Here is a 1,551-nt window from a genome sequence, read left to right on the forward strand (position 1 = left end):
AGCCCGCACCGTTGCCTTCGGGTGACATCGTGGGGGAGGCGTGGGACCTGATCCGGTAGTAGGTAAGCGTGTTAACAGGGGTGACGCAGGAAGGTAGCCAGGCGTGGCGATGGTTGTCCACGTCCAAGGTTGTAGCCCGACACCTAGGCAAATCCGGGTGTCGTTAAGGGTGAGAGCTGATAGTGACCGTGTATGCGGGAATCTGGTGATCCTATGCTGCCTAGAAAAGCCTCGACGCGAGGGACTAGCCGCCCGTACCCTAAACCGACTCAGGTGGTCAGGTAGAGAATACTAAGGCGATCGAGTGAATCGTGGTTAAGGAACTCGGCAAAATGCCCCCGTAACTTCGGGAGAAGGGGGGCCTGAACCGTTAACCCACTTGCTGGGGGACGCGGGGAGGGCCGCAGAGACCAGGGAGAAGCGACTGTTTACTAAAAACACAGGTCCGTGCGAAGTCGCAAGACGATGTATACGGACTGACGCCTGCCCGGTGCTGGAAGGTTAAGAGGACGGGTTAGCTTCGGCGAAGCCCAGAATTTAAGCCCCAGTAAACGGCGGTGGTAACTATAACCATCCTAAGGTAGCGAAATTCCTTGTCGGGTAAGTTCCGACCTGCACGAATGGCGTAACGACTTCTCCGCTGTCTCAACCGCGAACTCGGCGAAATTGCACTACGAGTAAAGATGCTCGTTACGCGCAGCAGGACGGAAAGACCCCGGGACCTTTACTATAGCTTGGTATTGGTGTTCGGTGCGGTTTGTGTAGGATAGGTGGGAGACTGTGAAGCTCGGGCGCCAGCTCGGGTGGAGTCATTGTTGAAATACCACTCTGATCGCTTCGGATGTCTAACCTCGGTCCGTGATCCGGATCAGGGACAGTGCCTGGTGGGTAGTTTAACTGGGGCGGTTGCCTCCTAAAATGTAACGGAGGCGCTCAAAGGTTCCCTCAGCCTGGTTGGTAATCAGGTGTCGAGTGCAAGTGCACAAGGGAGCTTGACTGTGAGACCGACAGGTCGAGCAGGGACGAAAGTCGGAACTAGTGATCCGGCGGTGGCTTGTGGAAGCGCCGTCGCTCAACGGATAAAAGGTACCCCGGGGATAACAGGCTGATCTTGCCCAAGAGTCCATATCGACGGCATGGTTTGGCACCTCGATGTCGGCTCGTCGCATCCTGGGGCTGGAGTAGGTCCCAAGGGTTGGGCTGTTCGCCCATTAAAGCGGTACGCGAGCTGGGTTTAGAACGTCGTGAGACAGTTCGGTCCCTATCCGCTGCGCGCGTAGGAAACTTGAGAAGGGCTGTCCCTAGTACGAGAGGACCGGGACGGACGAACCTCTGGTGTGCCAGTTGTTCCGCCAGGAGCATGGCTGGTTGGCTACGTTCGGAAGGGATAACCGCTGAAAGCATCTAAGCGGGAAGCCTGCTTCGAGATGAGGTTTCCATACACCTTGTGTGTGAGAGGCACCCAGCAGACCACTGGGTTGATAGGCCGGATGTGGAAGCAGGGACTGAAGACCTGTGGAGCTGACCGGTACTAACCTGCCGATAACTTCA

The 1,551-nt window shown here is 56.7% G+C and carries 1 rRNA gene; it reads left to right on the top strand.

The features are described 5' to 3' along the window. Nucleotides 1–1,551 (top strand): 23S ribosomal RNA (locus tag ACIPN7_RS29835); the annotation flags it as partial.

The organism is Promicromonospora sp. NPDC090134, from assembly GCF_044746965.1.
GTDB lineage: Bacteria > Actinomycetota > Actinomycetes > Actinomycetales > Cellulomonadaceae > Promicromonospora.